The following is a 4597-nucleotide window of genomic DNA, read 5'->3' on the forward strand; positions in this document are numbered from 1 at the left end:
CGGGAACGGTATCAATTCAAAAAAGATCAGGAAAAGTTTGCAGCTGAACGATCTAAGTTTGAACATGAAAAGCTGATTGTTGAAGCCGCAAAAGAACTGACAGGAAAAGGAATTGATGCCGCACTTGCGAGCTTTGTCGTTGGCAAGGACGCGGATGAAACAAAAAAGAACCTGGAAGCCTTTGAAAAATCCTACAACGCCGCGGTGGAAGCTGCGGTCAACGAGAAGCTGAAAGGTGGAGTGCCACCGAAGAAAGCTCCCGCCAACACAACAACTTACACCGATGATCAGTTACGGAATATGACGCCGGAACAGATCAATGCCAACTGGGACGCTGTTGTCGCGTCCATGAAAAAATAGGAGGAGTGAACAATTATGTCTATTCAGAATTTTATCCCTACCATTTGGAGTGCTCGTTTACTAAACCATTTGGACAAAAGCCACGTTTATCTGAATCTGCTCAACCGCGACTACGAAGGTGAAATCAAAAATTTCGGCGATACCGTCAAGATTAACCAGGTTGGTGATGTGTCGATTAAGGACTACACCAAGGGCACGGACATCGATGCACCGGAAGACATCACCGGCGAACAGCAGGAGCTGAAGATCGACCAGGCGAAGTATTTTAACTTTGCGGTGGATGATGTGGATAACGCACAAACCAATCCGAAGCTGATGGATAAAGCGATGCAGCGCGCGGCCTATGCGATGAACGATGTTGTTGACGCCTTTGCGGCAAACTTGCTGGCAATCAATGTGCATGCCGATAATGCGATTGGAACCAACGATGTGCCGATCGTTCCAACCAGGGCTGATGCCTACGACTACCTGGTCGATCTGAACACGAAGCTGACGGAAGCCAATGTTGCCAAGATGGGACGCTGGGTTGTTATTCCAGCCTTTTATCATGGTCTGCTGCTGAAGGATGACCGCTTTGTCGGCAATGGCACGGATTATAATCAGGCGATCCTGGAAGGTGGCGAGGTTGGTAAGGCTGCTGGATTCACGGTTTATGTATCGAATAACGTTCCGAACACTGAAGGAGCGAAGTACAAGGTTATTGCGGGCACTACAGAAGCCGGCTCTTATGCGGAACAGATCCTGAACACGGAAGCCTATCGCCCAGAGAAGCGCTTTTCGGATGCCGTTAAGGGTCTGCATACTTATGGTGCGAAAGTGCTGCAGAGCAAGTGCATTGCGGTCTTAACTTGCAACAAAGCATAAGCAGAGAAAGGAGAGTTACTATGGCTTTTATCTACAATTTAAAAACCAAGCTGCTGCATGAATGCAGAAACGCGGATGTAGCAAAGTGGTGCAAAAACAGACCGGATGAATATCTGGTTTCCGACGATAAGGAAAGGCTGATGCAGGTACTGACGCTGAACAAGGCTTTAGAAAGTGCAGAACCTGCAAAGCAGGAAAAGAAGAAGTCACCTTCGCAGATGAACCTTGAAGAGCTGAAGGCCTGGGCAGCTGAGCTGCAGCTGGAAATCCCGGAGTCCCTGACCAAAGCTGAGATCCTCGCACTGATCAAAGAGAAGCAGGGCGCATGAAAACCCCTGCAGAAGTAATCACTGCGTTAACCGGCTGTAAAAATGCTGATCTGGTGGCGATTGTATTAGAAGCTGCAGAACAGACAATCTTGAGCCTGACTAACCGCACGAAGTTGATCCCGCCGTTAGAAGCTGCACGTCGGGATCTGGCGGTAGTGATGATCAACCGGCTGGGCACGGAAGGCGAATCCAGCCGCAGCGAGGGTGGCATCAGCATCAGCTTTGAAGAAATGCCGAAGGTGATTCAGACAGCGATTGAAACCTATAGATTAGCGAGGGTGTGCGGTCATGCGCTTGAGACAGTGCCGGATCAAGACGTATAGCCTTAAACGGCACGTTACAGCTCGAAATGAGGAAGGCAATACTTACTCGACATGGGGAAGTCCTGTTGAAATTGATGCTGAAATCTGGCCAGCTGGTGGACAGCTGCAGGCACAGATCTATGGTCAGGAGCTGCAGTATATGCTGAACATGCTTTATCAGGGCGATCAGGAGATTAAAGAGACTGATGGGATTTGTGTTTTTGGTACAGGGGATCAGGATCCGGACTATCAAGTGATCTCACAGCAGCGGTATGCTAACCATCAGTTTTTTGTGCTGAAGAAACTATGAGCGATCTTGTTGGATTAAAAAAGCTGCTGGATAAGTTGGATGCCGTGTCAGAAAATGCTCAAGATGTCCTGTTCAAGTCCATGAAAAAGGCAGCTGGCTTTGTTAAGGATGACGCTCGCTTGCGGGTACCTTTTAAAACGGGTGATCTACGGCGTAGAATACACGACAAAACAGAGAAAACAGAGGATGGCGTGCAATCTATCGTTTCTGTCAGTTCTGAATATGGCGCTTATGTCGAGTTCGGAACGGGGCCGCGGGGAGAAGAAAATCACGAGGGAATCTCACCGGAGCTGAATCCGCACTACTCACAAACGGGTTGGATGATTCCGGCCAGCGCTATGTCGGAAAAAGACGCAGAAGAATATGGTCTGGGGATTGCCAAAAAGGATGGGAGGGTAATTGGTTTCTATACCAAGGGTATGCCAGCCCGTCCTTTTATGTATCCTGCGCTGAAAGATAACGAGGATCAGATCAACAAAAACATTGCGAAGGATCTCAAAAAAGCGATCAAGGAGGCAGCGAAGTGATTGATGTCAAAAAGATTATCTTCGAGGAATTAAAGAAGATTTCAGAGAATGTAACGGACACCTATCCTGATGACTGGAAGAAGTTTCCCTGCATTCAGTTTTTAGAAGAGGAAAATATCCCGCAGGAGATTACCGACGACACAGAACGCATGTCGTATATCCGTTATAAGGTGGATATCTGGGATAAAGTCAGTACAACGGCAGCAGCCCTGCAGGTCAATGCGGTGTTTGCTGGACTGGGGCTAAACAGGTCATCCAGTGTGGATGTGCCGGAGCAGTCTTATTTAAAGCACAAAATGATGCGTTTTGAGGGTGTCGTAGATCACGATACCCTGATTGTTTATCAGAAATAGAAAGGGGCGAAGTGAATGCTTGCCAATGGAATTAAGTTAGGCTATAAAGAAACAGCGGAAGCTGCAGAGTTTACCGATCTGACAGGGTTGAAGGAAGTACCAGAACTTGGTTCGGATCCTGAAAAAGTGGATAACACCGATTTAGCTGCTGATGTGAAGCAGTATGAAATGGGAATCGGTGATGCCGGGGACATGGAGTATAAGTTCAAATATGTGAATACGACTAATTCCTCTTATCGAAAGCTGCGGGCAGCTGCTGACAGCAAGAAGGTTTATCCTTTCCAGCAGACGATGCCAGACGGGACCAAGTATCAGTTTGACGCGCAGGTCAACGTCAAAGTTGGAGGCGGTGGCGTGAATGCCGCGATTGAATTTACAGCGTCGATGGCGCTGCAGAGTAAGATCACAGTTGTGGATCCGACGGAATAGGAGATGAAAAATAATGAATGAAACAAAAAGAAAGCCCTTTGCGGTCTGGACTGTTGGAGAAACCGATTACAGGCTTAAACTGGACACAGCCACGATCGCAGAACTAGAAACAAAGTTTAAATGCAATTTGCTGACTCTGCTGGAAAGCAGCGGCAGTATGCCCGCTTTGTCAGTCATGCTGACGATTGTTCACGGAGCCATGAAGAAATTCAACCATGGCGTTACCTATAAAGAGGTTCAGAGTTTGTTCGATCAGTACTTGGACGAGGGCGGATCTCAAGTAGCGTTTTTATCAGACATTGTACTGCCAGTCTATCAGGTGTCCGGTTTTTTCTCGGAAGCTCAGACGGAAGTCATGGACAGCCAGATGGCGGAGGTTCGCGAGAATATCTAACTGTTACTGACTATCTGAATGAGCTTTATGTTCAGGCGCTGAAATTTGGAATCACTCCTGATTGCTTTTGGGCATCGACGGTGCAAGAGATCATTGACATGATTGATGCTCGGCAGGAAAAACAAACAGAGGAGCTTAAATTGCAGATCACGATGCTGTCTGTCCAAGCAGAACAGATTTTTGAAGGCATGGTCACAATTTGGAGCGATAAAAACAGCAAGCCTCAGCGTCGGCAAATTTGGGATTTTTACCCGAAGCTTTTTGAAAAAGAGCGTGAGGCGTATGAAATTCAGCGTCAAAAAGACGAAATGGCTTTGTATCAAGCGAAATTCAATGATTTCGTGCTCAGGCATAATCGCAAATATGGAGGTGATGACCAAGCATGAACGGAATCACTCTTGAAAAGCTGCAGGTCATCATCGAAGCGCAGACCCAGGATCTGCGCAACGAGCTTGCTAAAGTAAAGCAGCAGCTCACATCAACCTCAGCCGCAGTAAAAAAAGAAACCGGGAAGATCGGAAATTCCTTCGGCGGAATGATGAAAAAGGTCATGGGTTTGGTAGGAATTACCGCCGTTGTCACCTCTCTTAAGAAAGTAGGATCAGCCGCAATCGAGATGGCCAGTGATCTGCAGGAGGTGCAAAACGTCGTCGATACGGCGTTTGGTGACATGGCTTATATGGTTGAGAATTTCTCAAAGAAAGCGATCGATCAGTTCGGCATGTCGGA

At 47.4% G+C, this 4597-nt stretch carries 11 protein-coding genes; all 11 read left to right on the plus strand.

Annotation, left to right across the window (positions count from 1 at the left end; translation table 11 throughout):
- Positions 1-360 (plus strand): DUF4355 domain-containing protein (locus tag I2D94_RS17710; RefSeq protein WP_195397860.1); only part of this gene is annotated, 360 nt, incomplete at its 5' end.
- A 15-nt stretch (positions 361-375) separates the two neighbouring features.
- Complete coding sequence (locus I2D94_RS17715; RefSeq protein ID WP_195397861.1) at positions 376-1224, plus strand: phage capsid protein; 849 nt, start codon at positions 376-378, stop codon at positions 1222-1224.
- A gap of 20 nt (positions 1225-1244) precedes the next feature.
- Entirely contained in the window at positions 1245-1553 is a 309-nt protein-coding gene (locus tag I2D94_RS17720; protein ID WP_195397862.1) for a hypothetical protein, read from the plus strand.
- Positions 1550-1876 (plus strand): phage head-tail connector protein, encoded by a 327-nt coding sequence (locus I2D94_RS17725; RefSeq protein ID WP_195397863.1) that lies wholly within the window; start codon positions 1550-1552, stop codon positions 1874-1876. The genes I2D94_RS17720 and I2D94_RS17725 overlap by 4 nt, the downstream gene beginning before the upstream one ends.
- Complete coding sequence (locus I2D94_RS17730; protein WP_229056952.1) at positions 1842-2165, plus strand: hypothetical protein; 324 nt, start codon at positions 1842-1844, stop codon at positions 2163-2165. The genes I2D94_RS17725 and I2D94_RS17730 overlap by 35 nt, the downstream gene beginning before the upstream one ends.
- Entirely contained in the window at positions 2162-2692 is a 531-nt protein-coding gene (locus I2D94_RS17735; protein WP_195397864.1) for an HK97-gp10 family putative phage morphogenesis protein, read from the plus strand. The genes I2D94_RS17730 and I2D94_RS17735 overlap by 4 nt, the downstream gene beginning before the upstream one ends.
- The gene (locus I2D94_RS17740) at positions 2689-3045 is read left to right on the plus strand and encodes a hypothetical protein (RefSeq protein ID WP_195397865.1); all 357 of its coding nucleotides are present in this window, start codon (positions 2689-2691) and stop codon (positions 3043-3045) included. Before I2D94_RS17735 ends, I2D94_RS17740 begins: the two co-directional genes overlap by 4 nt.
- A gap of 15 nt (positions 3046-3060) precedes the next feature.
- Positions 3061-3474, plus strand: coding sequence for a phage tail tube protein (locus I2D94_RS17745; RefSeq protein WP_195397866.1), 414 nt, complete (start codon positions 3061-3063; stop codon positions 3472-3474).
- Positions 3475-3487: 13 nt separating this feature from the next.
- Positions 3488-3868 carry a DUF6096 family protein gene (locus I2D94_RS17750; RefSeq protein WP_195397867.1) on the plus strand — a complete coding sequence of 127 codons (381 nt, stop codon included), beginning with the start codon at positions 3488-3490 and terminating at the stop codon, positions 3866-3868.
- Between the two features lie 98 nt (positions 3869-3966).
- Complete coding sequence (locus tag I2D94_RS17755) at positions 3967-4254, plus strand: hypothetical protein (RefSeq protein WP_072685753.1); 288 nt, start codon at positions 3967-3969, stop codon at positions 4252-4254.
- The coding region (locus I2D94_RS17760; RefSeq protein ID WP_229056953.1) for a hypothetical protein at positions 4251-4597 on the plus strand (347 nt) is incomplete at its 3' end. The genes I2D94_RS17755 and I2D94_RS17760, both read left to right, overlap by 4 nt.

The sequence above is a fragment of the Holdemania sp. 1001302B_160321_E10 genome, from assembly GCF_015552275.1.
Classification (GTDB): Bacteria; Bacillota_I; Bacilli_A; order Erysipelotrichales; family Erysipelotrichaceae; genus Holdemania.

Coding starts and splice junctions, on each gene's coding strand:
- I2D94_RS17715 (WP_195397861.1), top strand. CDS start 376: ATGTCTATTCAGAATTTTATCCCTACCATTTGGAGTGCTCGTTTACTA.
- I2D94_RS17720 (WP_195397862.1), top strand. CDS start 1,245: ATGGCTTTTATCTACAATTTAAAAACCAAGCTGCTGCATGAATGCAGA.
- I2D94_RS17725 (WP_195397863.1), top strand. CDS start 1,550: ATGAAAACCCCTGCAGAAGTAATCACTGCGTTAACCGGCTGTAAAAAT.
- I2D94_RS17730 (WP_229056952.1), top strand. CDS start 1,842: ATGCGCTTGAGACAGTGCCGGATCAAGACGTATAGCCTTAAACGGCAC.
- I2D94_RS17735 (WP_195397864.1), top strand. CDS start 2,162: ATGAGCGATCTTGTTGGATTAAAAAAGCTGCTGGATAAGTTGGATGCC.
- I2D94_RS17745 (WP_195397866.1), top strand. CDS start 3,061: ATGCTTGCCAATGGAATTAAGTTAGGCTATAAAGAAACAGCGGAAGCT.
- I2D94_RS17750 (WP_195397867.1), top strand. CDS start 3,488: ATGAATGAAACAAAAAGAAAGCCCTTTGCGGTCTGGACTGTTGGAGAA.
- I2D94_RS17755 (WP_072685753.1), top strand. CDS start 3,967: ATGATTGATGCTCGGCAGGAAAAACAAACAGAGGAGCTTAAATTGCAG.